This is a genomic window from Alloalcanivorax profundimaris (genome assembly GCF_015265435.1).
GTDB classification, from domain to species: Bacteria; Pseudomonadota; Gammaproteobacteria; order Pseudomonadales; family Alcanivoracaceae; genus Alloalcanivorax; species Alloalcanivorax profundimaris.
In genome coordinates this window covers 216,701-235,125 of record NZ_JABJWH010000006.1, presented here as the reverse complement: position 1 = coordinate 235,125, position 18,425 = coordinate 216,701, and the positions used below count along the sequence as shown (strand labels likewise).

General features: G+C 67.4%; 17 protein-coding genes. 10 read left to right on the top strand and 7 right to left on the bottom strand.

The window, feature by feature from the left end; all coding sequences use genetic code 11:
* Positions 1 to 32: 32 nt before the first annotated feature.
* Positions 33 to 731, bottom strand: a complete 699-nt coding sequence (locus tag HMJ39_RS04055) for a transposase (RefSeq protein WP_194296382.1) — start codon at positions 729 to 731, stop codon at positions 33 to 35.
* A 222-nt stretch (positions 732 to 953) separates the two neighbouring features.
* Positions 954 to 1,685, bottom strand: a complete 732-nt coding sequence (locus HMJ39_RS04050; RefSeq protein WP_194296381.1) for a dienelactone hydrolase family protein — start codon at positions 1,683 to 1,685, stop codon at positions 954 to 956.
* A 119-nt stretch (positions 1,686 to 1,804) separates the two neighbouring features.
* Between HMJ39_RS04050 and HMJ39_RS04045 the strand changes: the two genes are divergently transcribed.
* Positions 1,805 to 2,419 (top strand): hypothetical protein, encoded by a 615-nt coding sequence (locus HMJ39_RS04045; protein ID WP_161386133.1) that lies wholly within the window; start codon positions 1,805 to 1,807, stop codon positions 2,417 to 2,419.
* Positions 2,420 to 2,507: 88 nt separating this feature from the next.
* Here HMJ39_RS04045 and ppc read toward each other — a convergent pair whose 3' ends face one another.
* Positions 2,508 to 5,171, bottom strand: coding sequence for a phosphoenolpyruvate carboxylase (gene ppc / locus HMJ39_RS04040; RefSeq protein WP_194296380.1), 2,664 nt, complete (start codon positions 5,169 to 5,171; stop codon positions 2,508 to 2,510).
* Between the two features lie 200 nt (positions 5,172 to 5,371).
* Here ppc and HMJ39_RS04035 point away from each other — a divergent pair, with 200 nt between their 5' ends.
* Both HMJ39_RS04035 and HMJ39_RS04030 read left to right on the top strand, forming a co-directional pair.
* On the top strand, positions 5,372 to 6,328 hold the full coding sequence (locus HMJ39_RS04035) for a GGDEF domain-containing protein (RefSeq protein WP_194296379.1): 957 nt from the start codon (positions 5,372 to 5,374) through the stop codon (positions 6,326 to 6,328).
* 88 nt (positions 6,329 to 6,416) lie between these two features.
* Complete coding sequence (locus tag HMJ39_RS04030; protein WP_194296378.1) at positions 6,417 to 8,096, top strand: trypsin-like serine protease; 1,680 nt, start codon at positions 6,417 to 6,419, stop codon at positions 8,094 to 8,096.
* An 83-nt stretch (positions 8,097 to 8,179) separates the two neighbouring features.
* Here HMJ39_RS04030 and HMJ39_RS04025 read toward each other — a convergent pair whose 3' ends face one another.
* The gene (locus HMJ39_RS04025; protein ID WP_194296377.1) at positions 8,180 to 9,835 is read right to left on the bottom strand and encodes an FAD-dependent monooxygenase; all 1,656 of its coding nucleotides are present in this window, start codon (positions 9,833 to 9,835) and stop codon (positions 8,180 to 8,182) included.
* 47 nt (positions 9,836 to 9,882) lie between these two features.
* Here HMJ39_RS04025 and HMJ39_RS04020 point away from each other — a divergent pair, with 47 nt between their 5' ends.
* Positions 9,883 to 10,248: a cupin domain-containing protein gene (locus tag HMJ39_RS04020; protein ID WP_161386128.1), complete on the top strand. Its 366-nt coding sequence runs from the start codon at positions 9,883 to 9,885 to the stop codon at positions 10,246 to 10,248.
* The gene (gene dinB / locus HMJ39_RS04015) at positions 10,245 to 11,336 is read left to right on the top strand and encodes a DNA polymerase IV (protein ID WP_194296376.1); all 1,092 of its coding nucleotides are present in this window, start codon (positions 10,245 to 10,247) and stop codon (positions 11,334 to 11,336) included. Before HMJ39_RS04020 ends, dinB begins: the two co-directional genes overlap by 4 nt.
* A gap of 104 nt (positions 11,337 to 11,440) precedes the next feature.
* Here the strand turns inward: dinB and HMJ39_RS04010 are convergent, their stop codons facing one another.
* Positions 11,441 to 11,674, bottom strand: a complete 234-nt coding sequence (locus HMJ39_RS04010) for a hypothetical protein (RefSeq protein WP_194296375.1) — start codon at positions 11,672 to 11,674, stop codon at positions 11,441 to 11,443.
* Between the two features lie 225 nt (positions 11,675 to 11,899).
* On the opposite strand from HMJ39_RS04010, the gene ppnN reads away from it, so the two are divergent.
* Positions 11,900 to 13,264 (top strand): nucleotide 5'-monophosphate nucleosidase PpnN, encoded by a 1,365-nt coding sequence (gene ppnN / locus HMJ39_RS04005; protein ID WP_194296374.1) that lies wholly within the window; start codon positions 11,900 to 11,902, stop codon positions 13,262 to 13,264.
* Between the two features lie 3 nt (positions 13,265 to 13,267).
* Here the strand turns inward: ppnN and HMJ39_RS04000 are convergent, their stop codons facing one another.
* Positions 13,268 to 14,038, bottom strand: a complete 771-nt coding sequence (locus HMJ39_RS04000; protein WP_194296373.1) for a 3-hydroxyacyl-CoA dehydrogenase — start codon at positions 14,036 to 14,038, stop codon at positions 13,268 to 13,270.
* Between the two features lie 128 nt (positions 14,039 to 14,166).
* Between HMJ39_RS04000 and egtB the strand changes: the two genes are divergently transcribed.
* From egtB to HMJ39_RS03980, 4 genes are all read left to right on the top strand, one after another.
* Entirely contained in the window at positions 14,167 to 15,468 is a 1,302-nt protein-coding gene (gene egtB / locus HMJ39_RS03995; RefSeq protein WP_194296372.1) for an ergothioneine biosynthesis protein EgtB, read from the top strand.
* Positions 15,440 to 16,414 carry an L-histidine N(alpha)-methyltransferase gene (gene egtD / locus HMJ39_RS03990; RefSeq protein ID WP_323370831.1) on the top strand — a complete coding sequence of 325 codons (975 nt, stop codon included), beginning with the start codon at positions 15,440 to 15,442 and terminating at the stop codon, positions 16,412 to 16,414. Before egtB ends, egtD begins: the two co-directional genes overlap by 29 nt.
* A gap of 232 nt (positions 16,415 to 16,646) precedes the next feature.
* Complete coding sequence (locus HMJ39_RS03985; protein WP_194296371.1) at positions 16,647 to 17,189, top strand: acyl-CoA thioesterase; 543 nt, start codon at positions 16,647 to 16,649, stop codon at positions 17,187 to 17,189.
* 157 nt (positions 17,190 to 17,346) lie between these two features.
* Positions 17,347 to 17,847, top strand: coding sequence for a DUF1289 domain-containing protein (locus tag HMJ39_RS03980; RefSeq protein WP_194296370.1), 501 nt, complete (start codon positions 17,347 to 17,349; stop codon positions 17,845 to 17,847).
* 68 nt (positions 17,848 to 17,915) lie between these two features.
* Here the strand turns inward: HMJ39_RS03980 and HMJ39_RS03975 are convergent, their stop codons facing one another.
* A complete protein-coding gene (locus tag HMJ39_RS03975) occupies positions 17,916 to 18,371 on the bottom strand; it encodes a Fur family transcriptional regulator (protein ID WP_194296369.1) in 456 nt (151 codons plus the stop codon).
* Positions 18,372 to 18,425: the final 54 nt, after the last annotated feature.

Genomic DNA, 18,425 nt, shown 5'->3' with positions numbered 1-18,425 from the left:
TCGTCGCTCTTTGAAAAACTGGATTAGCGCGTTTAAAAACGCTGCTTGAGCCGCGGGCGGCCGCGCCCACGGTTGCTCACCCGGTGGCCGGTGAGGGCCTCCACCTCGTCGGTGAAATCCGGATCGCCGGTAAGCTGATTGCGCTCCACGGCATCGTGGATCAAGACGGTTTCCCTGTCATCGGGCTTATGGCGGACATAACTTTCGTAGAGACTCCGGCGCTCTTCCTCGGTGTCCGCCAGATTCAGGTAGTCCGGGTCCGGATCCAGGGTGGACGAACCGGCACCCGCCGTCAGACGTTCCGTGTAGCTGCTCCAGGGGTACCATTCCGGGCCCGACACCCTGCCCTGCCGCACCGGCAATTGCTCCAGATAACGGACACAGGGCAACAACCACGAGAACTGCACCGGGCTGGAGCGGTAGCGGCTTTCCCACAGCGTGCCGCGGCGTTCCTCGCGCCGGTTCCGGTGTCTCGTCATTCGGGCCGCCAATGACTTCATGAAGGCCCCCAGGGCATCCGTATCGGGCCCGGGATTAATCAGCAAGTGGACTTCATCGGGCAACAAACACCATGCATAAACATCAACCCCGAAACTTTGTTTTAGTTCTTTTACGTCCGCCAGATATTTGAGGTAATCCTCTTCTTCTTTGAATACGGCCTGGCGGTTGTGGCCCCGGTGCAGGATATGATGGGGGTAACCCGGAAGAACAACGCGCCTCTTCCTCGGCATGCTATCCCTCTAATATCGCTTTATTATTGGACGGTAGTCTATCTTCAAAACTCAGCAAAATAAATCAGTTAGGCGATTTTTAAAATATGTCCGTCCCCTTTTTTAAATAACATGTTGCTCACGCAAAAAAGGGGACGTAACTAATATCTAATAATCCGTTTTTTAATCACCAAATCTGATAATCGGGCCATTGACTGGTTTCAAAGTGAACATATGTTTACTTTATTGGAGCGTTTGTCGGAAAAAAAGCAACACTCGTCGCCAACTGTCCTCGGCGGCGTCCGGGTCGTGGTAGGCGCGCAAAGGGCTGTATGGGGACAGCCGCTTGAAGACGAAGGTCTGGTGATCGTTCATGAAGGAGTGGCCGGCGTCCGGGTAGGTTTTGACATCGTGGGGGACGCCCAGCTCGGAGAGATGACGGGCCAGCCGGTCACCGTGGCTCCCGTAAACCCGATCCTTCTTGCCCCAGCCCCCCACCACCGGGCAGATCCCGGTGAGCGCCGAGGCCTTGCGCGGCACGCCGCCGTAGAACGGGGCCACCACCTGGAGGCCGCCCCGGGCCGCGTACAGCAACGCGAAACGCCCGCCCATGCAGAAGCCCATCATCGCCACCTTGGTGACCGGCTGCTGGTCCTGCTCCAGCACCCAGAGACGGCAGGCGTCGAGTTGCTCGAAGGCCGGGCCGTGACCGAGTTCGTGGTCACGGAGGGTGCGAACCACGCACAGTGAGCGGGCGCCGGCCCGGTCGTAGAGATCCGGCGCCAGTACCGGGTAGCCGTTGTCCGCCAGGCGCCGGGCAATGCGCGCCTGGTCATCGCTGAAACCGAAGATGTCATGGATCACGATCACCGCGGCGTTCAGGCCGTTGGGCCGTTCGGGCGGAAACCAGCGGGCGCGCATACGGTGGCCGTCCGGCAGGGTGACGTGGGTCAGATGGGGATCCTTGGCGTTCATGGTCGCTCCTTGTGTGGTGTTTTTTTCGCCAGCCTACCGCAACCCCGTGGCACTGCCAGCGGCGCGGCCCCGATTGGCCCGGCCGACCGAATCGAACACCACTTACAAGGAGGACCCGAATGTATTCTTTTTCGTCTGCTCTGCCCGCGCTGTTCACGGGCCTGTTCGCCTGGGACGCGACGGTGGCCAGCCAGTTCGGCTATTTGTTGATGGCGGTCCCCGGCGTGCTGCTGGGCGCCCTGCTGGGGCTGTTGCCGGGCTGGTTGCTGGGGCGGGGGCCGGCGCGCCAGCCGGGGGTGGCCGCCGCTCTGGCGTTCGTGCCCTGGCGGACGCTGCTGATTGGCTGGCTGGTGGCCCTGCCGGTGTTCGGCTTGGTGCTGCTGGGCATTGGGGAGAAAGCCACCGCCTGGCTGGCGCCGCAGGCGGGTTTCGCCGCCGGACTCTGGCTCAGCGCCAGCGGCGCCACCCGCGCCGGCGGACCACGCAGTCTACCGCTAAGCGCGGTGCGCGCCGCCCGGACCGCCTTGATGGTGGTCAGTGGCGTGATCTTGGCCAGCGCCGTGGTCGGCGCCGGTGGCGTCGGCAAGACCTGGCTGGAGGGCATGCAGATGCTGGACCTGGAGCAAACCCTGCGCGCCACTGGCCAGCACTTCTCCATCCTTCTAACGGTGGACTGGGTGCTGGCCGTGCCGCAGGCCCTGCTGGTCTGGTTCGCCGCGCGACGGAATCCTTGATGGTGGCCGGGGGCCTTGATCGATCGCGGCTAAAGCCGCGCCTACCGCCGCCTGGTACACACGGCAGGAACGGCTTCAGCCGCGATACTCAGCCGGTGTTGCGCATGCCCGCGGCGATGCCGGCGATGGTCACCATCAGGGCGCTTTCCAGGGTGTCGTCGCCGTCGCGGCCGCGCAGGCGGGCCATGAGTTCCGCCTGCAGCAGGTGCAGCGGATCGGTATACGGGTCGCGCACCCGGATCGACCAGCGCATCACCGGGTTGTTGACCAGCAGGTCCTCCCGATCGGTGAGCCGGTGCAGGGCGTCCACGCTGGCGGACAGACGCTGGCGCAGCGTATCGCCGAGGCGCTTGAGGTCCGGGTCGTCGGTGAGGCGCTCCTCGTACCAGGCGGCCACCCGCGGATCCGCCTTGGCGAGCACCATCTCCAGCATGTCGATGACACCCTGGAAGAACGGCCAGTGCTCGGCCATGGCGCGCACCGTGGCGGTTTCCTCCGGGCTGTCCAGGGCCGCTTCCAGGGCGGCGCCGGTCCCCAGCCAGGCGGGCAGCATGAGGCGGATCTGGGTCCAGGCGAACACCCAGGGAATGGCGCGCAAGGTTTCCACGCCACCGCCGGGTTTGCGGCGCGCCGGGCGGCTGCCCAGAGCCAGGCGGCTGAGTTCGGTTTCCGGGGTGACGGTGCGCAGGTAGCCCACCAGGGCCGGGTCGTCGCGCACCACCTGGCGATAGCCCTCCACGGACACATCGGTGAGCGCTTGCATCCGCTCGCGCCAGGCCTCCTCGGGCTCACCGGGGGGCAGCAGCGTGGCTTCCAGGGTGGCGGCCAGGTACTGCTCCAGGTTGTAGGCGGCCACCGAGGGGCGGCCGTACTTGAAGCGGATCACCTCGCCCTGCTCGGTGACGCGGATGCGTCCGGCCACCGAACCCGGCGGCTGGGAAAGCAGTGCCATGCGGGTGGGCGAGCCGCCCCGGGAGATGGACCCGCCGCGACCGTGGAACAGGGTCAGCGGCACGCCGTGGTCGCGAAACAGGCCGGTGAGTTTTTCCTGGGCGCGGAACTGGGCCCAGGCGGCGCCCAGGAAGCCCGCGTCCTTGGCGGAATCGGAGTAGCCGATCATCACTTCCTGGCCGTCCACCACCCGATGCTTGTAGAGCGGAATATCGAGCAGCGCGGTCATGGTGTCGCCGGCGTTGTCCAGGTCGTCCAGGGTTTCGAACAGGGGCACCACGCGCATCGGGTGGCGCACGCCGGCGATCTTCTGCAGCAGCATCACCGCCAGCACGTCCGACGGCCCCCGGGCCATGGAGATCACGTAGGCGCCCAACCCTTCCGGGCCCTGCTCGGCGATCACCTTGCAGGTGTCCAGCACCTCGCGCACGTCGCCGTCACACCGGTCGGAGCGGTAAAACGCTTCGTCGATGAGCGGGCGGCGGCTCTCCAGTTCCTGGAGCAGGAAGGCCTGCTTCTGGTCCTCGTCCCAGTCGCCGTAGCCGCCTAGCCCCAGGTAGCGGGTGATGGCATCCAGGGCGGCGGTGTGGCGGGTGGATTCCTGACGGATGTCCAGGCACAGCAGCGTGATGCCGAAGCAGTTAAGCCGCCGAAGGGTATCCTTGAGCTCGCCGTCGGCGATGGCGGCCAGGCCCACGGCGCGCAGGGAGCGGTCGATGAGCAGCAGCTCGTCGAGCAGTTGCCGGCCTTCGATGAAGCCCTCGCCGTCGGGCACCGGTCGCCCTTCCACCAGGGCCTCCATGCGCCGGCGCGTGATCTTGAGCCGGTCGCGCACGTCGCGCAGCACCACCCGGTAGGGCTCGTGGCTGGGCCCGGTGCGGGCCAGCAGCTCGTCGCTGGCGCGGTGCATGGACAAATCGGCGAGCAGGTTTTCCACGTCGCGCAGATACAGGTCGGCGGCCATCCAGCGGGCCAGCAGCAAGACTTCCCGGGTCACCGCCGCGGTCACGTTGGGGTTGCCGTCCCGGTCGCCGCCCATCCAGGACGCGAAGCGCATCGGCACCCAGGCGGAGGGCGGCGCGTCCAGGCCGGCCACCGCCAGCTCCGCTTCCACGTCGCGCATGGCGCGGGGCACCGCCCGCCACAGGGACTGCTCGATCACCGCGAAGCCCCATTTGGCCTCGTCCACCGGGGTGGGCCGCTCGCGGCGGATCTCATCGGTGCTCCAGGCGGACAGGATCAGCTCGCGCAGGCGCTGGCGCAGGCCGTGCTCTTCCTCGGTGGTGAGGTCCGGCCGGTCCCGCTCGGCGAGCAGGTCCGCCATCTGATCGTACTTGCGGATCAGGGTGCGCCGCGTCACCTCGGTGGGGTGGGCGGTCAGCACCAGTTCCACCGACAGCGGCGCCAGGGTTTCCTGGATGCGCTCCGGCGAGACGCCCTGCTTTTTCAGTTCCGCCAGCACCTGGCGCAGGCCCTGGTCGGTGTCCGGGTCGCCGGGGTAGCGTTCATGGCGGCGGTGCAGACGCTCGCGGTGATGCTGCTCGGCGATGTTGGCCAGGTTGAGAAACTGGCTGAAGGCGCGCGCCACTTCCAGCAGGGTGGCGTCGTCCAGGGGGCCGAGCAGTTCGCGCAGGCGCGTCAGCTCGACCTCGCCCTGGGAACGGCTTTCCACCGCCGCCTGACGAATCGTTTCCACGGTATCGAACAACCGGTCGCCGGCTTGCTCGCGCAGTACCGCGCCCAGTTCCTCGCCCAGCAGGCGAACGTCCTCGCGCAATGGCGCGTGTGGGTCCTGATCCATGTCGCTCCCGATTTCCATTGGATTGCCCGAACGGTGCACCGTCTTGGTGCCCCGAGCCTTGCGATTCACCCATTCTAGGGTGCGCGACCCGCCTGGTGGCGAACGTGAAGCGCTTTTTTACAACAAGGGTCCATTGGATATCTTTATTCCATAACGGGGCTGACGCAACATAGCGCGGATCGGATCGAGGAAGCAGTTTCATGGAAACCCCAAGCCGCATGTCCACGGAACAGGGCGTGATTATCCTGCAGTACGTTGCCCGGGCGCTGTTCGCCGTTCTCGCGGTGATCTATTTCAACCATTCCGACGGTTTCTTTTTCGCCCTGCCGGCGGTGACGCCCTGGGTACTGGCGGGCAGCTACCTGGGATTGCAGTTGCTGTTCCTGCTGGCCCGCGTGCCCCATGCCACCCTGCTCGCCTCCGGCCTGGACCTGGTGATCCTGGGCGTGGTGATCCTGATCGACGCCGGCCAGCCGCCACCGACCATGGCGCTGCTGTTCCTGGCGGTGCTCAGTAACGGCCTGCTGTATGGCCTGCGGCGTTTTCTGATCATGCTGGCCGCCGCCGAGGTGGTGCTGGCCATCGTCATGCCGATCCGCCTGAGCTACGGCGACGACGGCGGAGACCTGCTCAACCCGGCCGCCTCGGCCAGCCTGTTCCTGCTGGCGGCGCTCACCGTGTGCATGCTGTATTTCGGCCTAATGATCTGGCGCAATCAGGTGCTGGCCCGCCAGTCCGTGGAGAACGCCTGGCGCGACCCGCAGACCGGCTTCATCAGCCGCGCCGCCCTGACCAGCACCGCCGGCTGGCTGATTCCCCTGCACGACCGCCTGTCCTCGCCGCTGACCCTGGTGCTGGTGCACGACGACGACCTTAACGCCCTGGCCGACGCCGTCGGCCAGCGCCTGCGCCGCAGCGACATCGTCGCCCGCTACGACGAGGAACATCTGGCCCTGCTGCTGCCCTGCACCGCCACCGGCGCCGCCGAGCAACTGCTGGCCGATCTGCGCGCTTCCCGGCCCGGCCTGTGCGCCGCCCTGCTCACCCTGCACAGCGCCAACGCGGCCCTGGAGCAGGTGCTGCACCATCTGCAAACCGCCATGCCGCGCACCCGGCCGGACGAGGGACACTGGCTGGCCCACGCCACGCCGCTTTGATTCTTTAACCAAACGGAAACGGTTTGCTCACTTTTCCCTCGCACAAGTGGCGTATGCTCTGGGTAACAATAACGATCCGGGGAAGACCATGTTTCGTTGGACGCCCGTCCTTATTTCCTTGCTGTGCGCGCCGGCCTGGGCCCAGACCGCCGAGCCGCGCATCATTGGCGGCGACGCCGCCCCAGCCGGCCAGTGGCCCTGGATGGCGCAGGTCGAAATAGAACTCGCTGCCAACCGGTTCGGCCTATGCGGCGGCACACATCTGGCCAGGAACTGGGTGGTGACTGCTGCCCATTGTCTGTTTGATGAAAACGGTCAACAGGTGGCGGCTGGTGAGACTGTCGTATTATTGAATAGCGTCTTTGACCGACGCGGCGACCCCTACTCTCTAAGAGAAATCCATATCTCGCCGAACTACGATACAGCTCGCTCCCCTGAGTTTGATAACGACATAGCCTTGCTTCAGCTCGTTAACGGCCCGGCCATGAGCGAGCGCCCCAGCCTGATCGGGCAGGCGCGGTTCCAGGAGCTCCAGAGCCGTGCCTTCGCGGCGCGGGACGAAGCGGTCACCGCCCTGGGCTGGGGCGTTACCCAGCCCGGCGGCAACACCCCGGCGCAGCGGCTCCAGGAAGTGCAACTGGACTATGTGCGCACCGACAGCTGCCTGAGCCAGTGGGGCAGCGGCAACTTCAATACCGACACCATGGTGTGCGCCGACGAGCTTAACCCGCCGGATGGCCAGCAGCAGGACACCTGCGTGGGCGACAGCGGCGGCCCGCTGTTCATCGGCCGGGACAGCGATCCCTACATCGTCGGCCTGACCAGCTACGGCCAGACCAGCTGCGCCGACGACCTGCCCTCGGTGTACACCAACCTGGCCAGCCAGATCGGCTTCGTGGAAGCAGCCACCGCCGACGCCGGTGACCCGCTGGTGGACCTGGCCCTGGAAAACACCGGCGAGCGGCTGTACGCATCGGCGGCGGGCACCCTGTCGCGCACCCTGACCCTGGCCAACCGCAGCCTGCGTAACAGCGTCACCGGTGCCACCATATCGGCGACCGAAAACAACCTGGACGTGACGCTGGGCGGGCAAAGCTGCACGCCGCTGAGCACCCCCTGCTACACCTCCTCCAACACCCTGGGCACCACCCTGATCAACCGCGCCGAGCAGGTGGAGCTGACCGCCCGCTACGACGGCCTGGCCACCCCGGCGCGGGCCACCCTGACGCTGGACGCCGGCGCCGACCAGGAAGAATACCGCGACAAGAACAACCGCCACGAAATCACCCTGATTTTCTCCGACCAGGCGGACCTGTCGGTCAGCGGCCAGGTCATCGAGGCCAGCCGCGACGGCGACGGCCAGGGCGTGGCGGAGGTGCGGGTGACCGTGAGCAACCTGAGCACCGTGAGCGGCGCCACCGCCAGCCAGGTGGCGGTGAGCCTGTCCCTGCCCGCCGGCACCACGGTGCGCGACAGTTCCGTGCCCTGCGACACGGTGTGCAGGCCGGGCAATCTGGCGCCCGGCGCAAGCACCGAGTTTACCGTGACCCTGGCCACCGGCACCGCCCAGGCCGGCACCCTGGGGCTGAGCGTGGACGCCAACGGCGGCGACTTCCCCACCGACAACAATGACGATGCCGTGGCGTTGTCCTATTCCGCCAGCGCCGACACCGACAGCGGTGGTGGTGGCGGCGGTGGTGGTGGCGGCACCCTGGGTTTGGCGGTCCTGATGCTGGCGCTGGCGGGGGCGCTGCGCCAGCGCGGCTGAAGGATCGCGACTGAAGTCGCTCCTACGGAGGACAAGCCCCACCGTAGGAGCGACCGGGGGGCGTTCCGCTTCAGTCGCGCGGCTCAGGTCCCGCGCAGCATGCGTTCCAGATAGGCGAGCAGGTAATCCGCGTCGGTGAGCGGCGCCCGGTAGGCCAGGTGGCCGTCCGGGCGCATCAGCCACAGCCGGCTGCCGGGCCCGAAGGCGGCCTGGAACTCCCCGTTCTCGTCCCGCCACCGGTGCACCGCCCGGGCCATGACCCCCTGGGGCGGATCCAGCTCCAGGTCACCACGGCCGATCACCGTGACCCTAAGCTCATTCAGGTACTCATCCGGCAGCCGCGACAGCAGGGCGTGCAGAATCACCCGGGTACGGTGATCCGGCGCCTCGTCCAGCTGCAGCAGAAGATGATGCAACGGCTGGCGCAGCAGCCCCTGCACCCGCCGCGGCCCGCCGTCGCGCAGGGACACCAGGGCGGCGTCCGGCACCCGGTCGCCGGGCAGCGGCCCCTGGCGCCGGCGGCCGATCTCGGCATCCGGCCCGGCCTCCACCAAGGGGGAATGACGGTAATGCACGTCCAATTGGCTGGCCCGGCGCACCAGACGGCGGGCCAGTTGCGGCCGGCCACCGGCCAGGCGCAACAACGAATCCCGGGCGCCACGCAACGCCCGGGCCCGCACCAACGACGCCCGCGACAGGGCGTCCACCCCGCGCAGCATGTCCTCGGCCACCGGCCGGCGTTCGCGCTGGTAGCTGTCCAGCAGCGCGCCGCCGCCCCGCCCCCGGCAGAACAGCACCAGTTTCCAGGCCAGGTTGAAGGCGTCGGCGATGCCGGTGTTCATGCCCTGGGCGCCCAGGGGGCTCTGCACATGGCAGGCATCGCCGGCGAGCAGAATGCGGTTGCGGCGGTAGTGGCTCACCAGCCGCCGCTGGATGGTGAAGCGGCTCAGCCAGCGGGCCCGCTCCGGCAGGGGCGTGTCCGCGCCCAGGGCGGCACGCAGGCGTTCGTGGAAATCCTCCAGGCCGGGCTCGCCGGCCTCCTCGTCCGGTTCGCCGTTTTCGCTGATCACCAGGCGCCAGCCGTCGGGCATGGGGATCGCCGCCAGGTTGCCGTCGGCGAGCAGGAAACCGTGGAAGGCGTCGTCGGCCAGGTTGGGCGTCCAGTCCACGTCGGCGAGCAGGAAATGCTCCCGGTACTCGTGGCCGTCGAACGGCAGGCCAAGCAGTTTCCGCACCGTGGAACCGGCCCCATCGGCGCCCACCATCAGCTGGGTGCCGATGGCCACGTCATCGCCGTCGTATCGGACCACGGCGGTGACGCCGGAACCGTCCTGTTGCGCCTGCAGCAATTCCGCGCCACGCCACAGGTCACCGCCCAGGCGCCGGTAGCGCCGCTCCAGAATCGCCTCCAGGCGCGGCTGCGGGCAGCACAGCAGATAGGGAAACGGCGACGCCAGCTCGCCGAAATCCAGGTCCATGAGCGGGCCCTTCTCGCCGTGCACGCGGATCATGGACAGCGGCCGGCCCTCGGCGCGCACCGCGTCCAGCACGCCCATGGCGTCGAAGATCTCCAGGCTGCGGGCGTGCAGGCCCAGGGCCCGGGAGTGCTCGGAGCGCTCCGCCTGCCGGTCGATGATCCGGCAGGGCACGCCGGCGCGCAGCAGGTTGATGCCCAGGGTGAGGCCGGTGGGGCCGGCGCCCACGATCAATACCTTGGGGGCGTTGGATCCCGTCATCATGATTGCGGTGCTACCATGGTCGCCCGGAACTGAGATCGAGGTTCCCGATGAAAACCCGTCATGCGCAATTGACTCCTTACATTACCCGCGACGGCACCGAGATTCGCGAGATGATGCACCCGGCGGTGCACGGCGAATTCGGCGCCCGTCATCAATCCCTGGCCGAGGCCCGGCTGCCGGCGGGCGCGCGAAGCCTGCCGCACCGCCACGCCCGCAGCGAGGAAATCTATCACATCACCGCCGGCCACGGCCGGATGATGCTGGCCGGCGACTGGTTCGACATCGCCCCGGGGGACACCGTGGTGATCCCGCCGGGCACCGAGCACGGCCTGGACAACACCGGCGACGCCACCCTGGTGGTGCTGTGCGCCTGCTCGCCGCCCTACCACCACGACGACACCGAACTTCTGTGAGCCGCAAGATCATCCACGTGGATTGCGATTGCTTCTACGCCGCCGTCGAGGTGCGCGACGACCCGCGCCTGCGCGGGCGTCCGGTGGCGGTGGGCGGCGATCCCAACCGGCGCGGGGTGATCGCCACCTGCAACTACCCGGCCCGGGAATTCGGCGTGCGCTCGGCGATGTCCTCGTCCCACGCCCTGCGGCTGTGCCCGGAACTGGTGATTCTGCGCCCGGATTTCGATAAATACCGCCGGGTGTCCGGGCAGATTCACGATATTTTTCGCACCTTTACCAACATTATCGAGCCCCTCTCCCTGGACGAAGCGTTTCTGGATGTGTCGGAGAGCCCGCTGCACGCCAACAGCGCCACGCGCATCGCCGAGACCATCCGCCGCAAGGTGCGCGATACGCTCAACATCACGGTGTCCGCCGGGGTGGCGCCGAACAAATTCCTGGCCAAGGTGGCCAGCGACTGGAACAAGCCGGACGGCCTGTTCGTGATTCCGCCGGACCAGGTGGACGCCTTCGTGGCCGCCCTGCCGGTGAACCGCATCTCCGGGGTGGGCCGGGTCACCGGCGAAAAGCTGGCGGCCCTGGGCATCCACACCTGCGGCGACCTGCAGGGCATGGGTCGGCTGGATCTGGCCCACCACTTCGGCAGCTTCGGCGAGCGGCTTTACCACCTGGCGCGGGGCGAGGACGACCGGCCGGTGCAGACCAGCCGGCGCCGCAAGTCAGCCAGCGTGGAAAAGACCTACCACGAGGACAAACGCACCCTGGCGGAATGGCACCGGGAGCTGGACGACCTGCTGGAGCGGCTGCGCCAGCGCATCGACCGGCTCGACGCCAACTACATCATCCAGGGTTTGACGGTGAAAGTACGCTACAACGATTTCCGCATCGTCAGCACCGATCAGGGCGGCGACCGGGTGGAGCGGGAACCCTTCGAGCGCATGCTCTCCCAGCTGTGGGAGCGCCATCCGGCGCCGGCGCGGCTGCTGGGCGTGGGGGTACGGCTCAGGGACCTGAAAAGCCCGCAACAGCCGGATCTGTTTCCCGAGGAACGGGAGAAGGCCCTGCGCCAGCATCGCGGGCCCTGAAAGGCCATCGCGACTGAAGTCGCTCCTACGGCGGGCTCTATTCGCGTCCTGCGGCGGGCTCTATTCACGGTAGGAGCGGCTTCAGCCGCGCCAGCGGGGTGCTATCAGCCGGCCACCCGCGCCGCCGGGGCGGACCGCTCGCCCACCGGCGTCGGCAACCGGGCCAGGGACTGGTCCATGATCTCACGGCCGCGCCGGGCCACCGGCTCCATTTGCGTTTCCAGATAATCTTCCAGTACCCGCACGCACTCGTTGCATTGCGTCAGGGCGTCCTGGCCCGGGTGCGCCAACAGTTCGCGCACCGCGTCATCGAGTTGATTCAGATACTTGAGCAACATGCCAGACTCCAGAGGTCGTCTCAGCCTAGGGAGCGGGGATGACGCCGCCATGACAGGGTCTCCACGCCGATGGGCCCATAGTGACCCAGTTGGCGGGTTTTGACAGCGACTCCGGCGGCCACCAGGCATGAAATCCTGTAAAAACTGATTTCCATCAAACGAGACGGGACTCCGGTCCCCGGGGTTATACTGCCCCCCTTTCACTCTCAACCGTCACTGGATTCTATGACCTCGACCGTATCCACCATCGTCGCCCCGGAAGGCAGCCTGGAAGTCCTCAGCCAACAGGAGGTGGAACGCCTGCGCGACACTTCCACCAAGGGCCTGCACGACCTGCTGCGGCGTTGCGCCCTGGCGGTGCTCAACGCCGGCACGCCCACCGACGACAGCCGCCAGGTGCTGGAAACCTATCACGACTTCGACATTCAGGTGATTCAGGAGGACCGCGGTCTGATGCTCAAACTGGACAACGCCCCGGCGGGCGCCTTCGTGGACGGCCGCATGATCCGGGGCATCCGCGAGCACCTCTCGGCGGTGTTGCGCGACATCGTCTATGTGGCCAACGAAATCCAGCACGGCGGGCGCTTCGACCTGGAGGACACCGACGGCATCTCCAACGCGGTGTTCCACATCCTGCGCAACGCCGGCGTGCTGCACGCCGGCGAACCGCCCAACCTGGTGGTGTGCTGGGGCGGGCACTCCATTTCCCGGGAAGAGTACGATTACTCCAAGAGCGTGGGCTATCAGCTCGGCCTGCGCGGGCTGGACATCTGCACCGGCTGCGGCCCCGGCGCCATGAAGGGCCCCATGAAGGGCGCCCACGTGGCCCACGCCAAGCAGCGCAACCGCCAGGGCCGTTATCTGGGGATCTCCGAACCGGGCATCATCGCCGCCGAAGCGCCCAACCCGATCGTCAACGAGCTGGTGATCATGCCGGACATCGAGAAGCGGCTGGAGGCGTTCCTGCGCATCGCCCACAGCATCATCGTGTTCCCCGGCGGCGTCGGCACCACCGAGGAAATCCTCTACCTGCTGGGCGTGCTGCTGCATCCGAGCAACCGGGACATTCCGCTGCCGGTAATCTTCACCGGGCCGGCGCACAGCGCCGAATACTTCCGCCAGATCGACACCTTCATCCGCTACGCCCTGGGCGACGACGCCGCCAAGCGTTACCGGATCATCGTCGACGACCCGGAAGCGGTGGCCCTGGCGGTACGCGACGGGGTCCGTGACCTGACCGAATTCCGGCGCAACCAGGACGACGCCTTCTACTACAACTGGCGCCTGACCGTGCCGGTGGAGTTCCAGAAGCCCTTCCACCCCACCCACGCGGCGATGGCCGGCCTGGCCCTGCGCAAGGACCTGCCGGTGTTCGACCTGGCGGCCAACCTGCGCCGGGCGTTCTCCGGCATCGTCGCCGGCAACGTCAAGGAAGCCGGCATCCAGGCCATCGAGGAACACGGCCCGTACCGGCTCACCGCGGAGCCGGGGCTGATGTCACAGCTGGATATCCTGCTGCAGTCGTTCGTGGCGCAGAGCCGCATGAAGCTGCCGGGCAGCCACTACGAGCCCTGCTACGTATTGGAGTGATGGTCAGCGCGGCTGCATGCGGATGCCGCCGTCCAGGCGGATGGTCTCGCCGTTGAGGAAGGTGTTCTCCGCCATGTGGCACACCAGGGCGGCGTATTCCGGCGGCTCGCCCAGCCGTTTGGGGAACTGGGTCATCTCGATCAGCGGCATCTTCACCTTGTCCGGGGCGGCGTTCATCAGCGGCGTGTTGAAGATGCCCGGGGCGATGGTGTTCACGCGGATGCCCAGCTTGGCCAGGTCCCGGGCCATGGGCAGGGTCATGCCCACCACGCCGCCCTTGGTGGCGGCGTAGGCCACCTGGCCCACCTGGCCGTCGAAGGCGGCCACCGAGGCGGTGTTGACGATCACGCCACGCTCGTTGTCCTCGCCGGGCTCGTTCTCGGCCATCACCGCCGCCGCCAGCCGCGCTACGTTGAACGTGCCGATCAGGTTGATTTGCACCACGGTGTTGAACACACCCAGGTCATGGGGCTGGTTGTCCCGGCCCACGGTCTTCATGGCGGAGCCCACGCCGGCGCAGTTCACGCACAGATGGATGGCGCCGAACTTGTCCTTGGTGGCGTCGATGGCGGCCTTCACCGAGGCTTCGTCGGTGACGTCGGTGCTCACGAAAGCGGCGGCCTCGCCCAGGGCGGCGGCGGTTTCCGCGCCCTTTTCCTCGTCGCGGTCCAGGATCATCACCTTGCCGCCCTTGGCGATCAGCGCTTCGGCGGTGGCCCGGCCCAGGCCGGAGGCGGCCCCGGTGATCACGGCGACTTTACCTTCAATATTCATACTGACTCCTTGTTGGGATGAGTACGGCGAACCACACTATAACGAAGCGCCGCCGGGCCGACATTGTTGCTTCCGCTCAGCGGTGTGCGCATTCTGGTTACCATCCGGCACCACCAAGGGGACTGCCCATGAGTCAGCCTGACAGCCAGCCGAGGAACCCTGGTCTCGCCGAACGGCTGGCCGACACCCGCCGCTTCAGCGAAACCCTGTGCGCGCCCCTGAGCGTGGAAGACATGGGCCTGCAGGCCTGCCCGGAGGTCAGCCCGCCGCGCTGGCACCTGGCCCACACCACCTGGTTTTTCGAGACCTTCATCCTCAAGCCCCGCTGTCCGGATTACCCGCCGTTCGACGAACGCTTCGAATACCTGTTCAACAGCTATTACAACGGCATCGGCGCCCAGTACCCGAGGCCGCGCCGGCATCTTCTGTCGCGCCCGGACACCGCCACCGTGTACCGCTGGCGGGCCCAGGTGGACGAGGCGCTGCAGGAGCTGCTGGCCCGCGACGACGACCCGGCCCTGCTGGCCCTGGTGGCCCTGGGTATCGAGCACGAGCGGCAGCACCAGGAACTGCTGCTCACCGACATCAAGCACAGCTTTTCCTACAACCCGCTGTGGCCGGTCTACCAGGCCCGGGACGACGAGGACGCCCGCGCTCCGGACTTCGCCTGGCTGAATTACGAGGGCGGCCTGGTGGAAATCGGCGCCCGCCCCGGCGACGGTTTCCACTTCGACAACGAAACCCCGCGCCACCGGCAATGGCTGGAGCCGTTCGCCCTGGCCAGCCGGCCCGGCACCTGCGCCGAGTACCTGGCGTTCGTCGAGGACGGCGGTTACCGCCGCCCGGAGCTGTGGCTCTCCGACGGCTGGGACTGGGTGCGCCAGGCCGGCGCCGAGGCCCCCCTGTACTGGTTCCTGGACGGCGGCGCCCCGGAATACTACACCCTGGCCGGCCGACGCCCGATTCAGCTCCACGAGCCGGTGGCCCACCTCAACTATTACGAAGCGGACGCCTTCGCCCGCTGGTGCGGCAAGCGCTTGCCCACCGAGGCGGAATGGGAGCACGCCGCCGCGCGCCTGCCAGTGACCGGTGGCTTCGTGGACAACCACCGCTTCCACCCCTCCGTGGCCCGGGCCGGCGCCCCGGACACCCCGGCGCAGATGTTCGGCGATGTCTGGGAGTGGACCGCCAGCGCCTACCTGCCCTACCCGGGCTTCGCCCCGGAGGAAGGCGCCGTGGGCGAGTACAACGGCAAGTTCATGAGCAACCAGATGGTGCTGCGCGGGGGCTCCTGCGCCAGCAGCCGGGACCATCTGCGCGCCAGCTACCGCAATTTCTTCTACCCCCACCTGCGCTGGCAGTTCAGCGGCGTTCGTCTGGCCCAAAGCATGGAGGCACCCCGTGGCCCGTCCCCAACGGCTATTGCCTAACCTGACGTTCCTGGACCTGCAGCCACCGATGACCGACGCCGCCCAGGAGGTGGCGGCCTCGCTGTCCGCGCCCTCCCCCACTCTGGACCCGAAGTACTTCTACGATGAACGCGGCTCCGCCCTGTTCGGCGCCATTACCCGCACGCCGGAGTACTACCCCACGCGCACCGAAGCCGCCCTGCTCGCCGAACACGCCGACGCCATGGCCAGTGAACTGCCCGGCGACCTGGTGATCGCCGAACCGGGCGCCGGCGGCTGCGACAAGGTGCGCCTGCTGCTGGACCGCTGGCGGCCCAGCGGCTACATGCCCCTGGAAATTTCCCGGCAATGCCTGCTCGACGCCACCCGGAAGCTGGCACCGCGCTACCCCTCGGTGCGCTTCAGCGCGGTGTGCGCCGACTACTCCAAGGCGCTCAGCTTCCCCGCCGACGACCTGGGGCCGGCGCGGCTGGTGTTCTTCCCCGGCTCCACCATCGGCAACTTCGAACCGGCGGCGCGGGCGGATTTCCTGGCCGGCCTGCGGCGCCTGGCCGGCGACCACGGCTATCTGCTGATCGGCGCCGACCTGCAAAAGGACCCGGCCCGGCTCAACGCCGCCTACAACGACGCCCAGGGCCACACCGCCGCCTTCAATCGCAACGCCCTGCACCATCTCAACCGGCGCCTGGACTGCGGCTTCGACCCGGACGCCTTCGAGCACCGGGCGTTCTACAACGAAAGCGCGCGGCGCATCGAAATGCACCTGGAGTGCCGCCGCGACCAGACCATCTCCGTGGCGGACCAGCGCATCCAATTGCCGGCGGGCACCCGCATCCACACCGAGAACTCCTACAAGTTCACCGTGGAGGGCTTTTCCCGGGAACTGGTGGACGCCGGCTTCGCGCCGCTGTCGAGCTGGGTGGACGAAGAAGGCCTGTTCAGCATTCACCTGGCCCGCGCGGCCTGACAACGCCGGCTCCGGAGTCGGCATGGCCATAGGAGCGGCTTTAGCCGCGATCAACCGCCGGGTTATCGCGGCTAAAGCCGCTCCTACCGGGGCTGTCGAGGAGCCCGGGGCCGCGGTTGGCCGCGGCGAAGGCGGGCGCCGCCGCGCGGTGTGGCCGCCCGCGCTGTATCCTGTATCCTGAAGTCTGTACCGCGCCGGACCGGCGGCGCCACCGGGGAAGGAACGAGCATCCATGCTGGAACTGATCAGCGCGGCACGGCGCCGCAAGAGACCGCCGACCCATGACCTGTTCGACACCGTGCGGATGGAATTCCGCGTCGGACTGCTGGACATCGACCTGAACCTGCAGCTCAACACCGGCAAGTACGTCAAGATCATGGACCGCTGCCGGCTGGAGCACGCCGTGGTCACCGGCCTGCTGCACCGCGCCATCGAGGCGCGCACCAGCACCGTGGTGGCCAACACCGAGATCGCCTACATCCGCGAGCTGCGTCCCTACCAGCGCTTCCAGGTGCACACCCGGCTGCTCGGCTGGGACGGCAAATACAGCTATTACGATCAGCGCTTCGAATCCCAGCGCAAGCTGCACACCCATGCCCTGCACCGGCTGGCGCACATGTATGGCGGCAAGACCATCAGCCCCCAGGCGTTCCAGGAGATGACCGGCCTGAACCTGTCGTCCCCGCCGCTGCCGGAATACGTGCGCGACTGGAAAACCCTGCTGCAGAACAAACGGCGCCTCACCGAACGGGATATCGACCCGGAGCGCTTCTGATCGCGCTTGATCGCGACTGAAGTCGCTCCTACGACGCGCGCCACCGAAGCCTTCCGCTGCAGGAGCGACCGGGCGGCGTTCCGCTTCAGTCGCGATCCACCAAGCCCGGCCGCAATACCCGTCGACCGCCTCCCCGCTTCCCCGTTACAATCCGGTCATGAGCAAAACCCGCATCGGCACCCCGTGCATCGGCGTCTGTTCCACCGTCTTCGGCGACACCGTCTGTCGCGGCTGCCGCCGCTTCAGCCATGAAGTGGTGGACTGGAACGCCTATTCCGAGGAACAGAAACGGCTGGTCTGGCAGCGTCTCGACGAACTGCTCACCCTGGTGGTGCGCAACTACTTCGAGGTGCTGGACGCCGCCGCCCTGGCGGCGCAGCTGGACTACCAGAATCTGCGTTATCAGACCCAGCTGTCGCCGGAGGGCTGGGTGCCGGAGCTGCTCAAGGCCGCCGGCCGCCAGCGGCTGGATTACGCCGTGTTCGGGCTGCGCCCCCTGGCGGAGGCCGAGGGGCTGGCGCCCCGGGAGCTGTATGACCGCATCAGCAAGGAATGCCACGCCCTCAACCAGGCGCATTACGACCGCTCGTTCGGGCGGCCGGTGGGCGTTACCGGGGAGCTGGTGCGCCACGCGGCGCGTGAGAAGGGACTCTTTTAAGAAAAGAAATCGCGACTGAAGTCGCTCCTACCGGGGGTAGGAGCGACTTCAGTCGCGATCGGGCGCGATCAGGCGCAGCTTTGGCAGCGGCCGTGCATCTCCACCGGCTGGGCGTTGGCGCGGAAATCCTCGCGATCCAGACTGCGGTTCAGTTGCCGGCGCAACGACGCATCCATGGGGGCCTCGCGCACGGCGCCGCATTCATCGCAGACCAGAAACAGGGTCCCGGCATCGTGGCCGTGATCGCAGGCCAGATGATCGCAAGCCAGGTAGCGGTTGGTGGAGGCCAGGCGATGGGCCAGGCCGGCGGACACCAGGAAATCCAGGGCCCGGTAGATGGTGGGCGGCTTGGCGCCCGGCTGGTGCTCGCGCTGCAGCTCGTCGAGCAGGTCATAGGCGCTTACCGGGCCCTGATGCCCCAGCAGCAGCGCCATCACCTGGCGCCGCTGGGGGGTCAGCCGCAGCCCCTGCTCCTGGCAGCGCTGCTGGGCGATATCCAGTTGTTCTTCCTGCGTGTACGGCATGTTCTCTCCCGGCCCGGTTCGCTCCGCCCGACACCGGGCGGAGTGTTACATTAT